Genomic DNA, 371 nt, shown 5'->3' with positions numbered 1-371 from the left:
AGTCTTGACAGTATATTTGCGGTTTTGTTATCGATAGCGCCTCGTTTGTCTGCTCTTATTACGCGACCTGTTTCATCTACAAGGGTTAAATAGTCCTTCAAGCTAAAGCGGATACCTGAGGTTTTAGCTTGATGTTCATTGCCCGTAAAAGGTAATAACGTTGTCGGTTGCTCCCCGATAATGGCTGCCTTGATACGCAGTTGAATACTGGTAAAACTCGATTGCTCAGGTGTTGGGGCAATGCCCGCACGCACTGGATTTAAATCTACATAAGCCATACAAGCAAGTAATGCCCCTTCATCGAGTAGCGCTTGTGATTTAAAGCGTCCTTCCCAAAAGTGCCCCGTGCATTTATCTTCTTTATTGGCTTG

At 44.5% G+C, this 371-nt stretch carries 1 pseudogene; it reads right to left on the bottom strand.

Annotated features, from left to right (window positions below):
* Nucleotides 1-371, bottom strand: a pseudogene (locus H4J75_RS19775) (transposase); the annotation flags it as partial.

It is taken from the genome of Colwellia sp. BRX10-1 (assembly GCF_014077545.1).
Taxonomy (GTDB): Bacteria; Pseudomonadota; Gammaproteobacteria; order Enterobacterales; family Alteromonadaceae; genus Colwellia_A.
The sequence above is the reverse complement of the archived record's forward strand: the minus strand, read 5'-3'. Positions and strand labels throughout refer to the sequence as shown.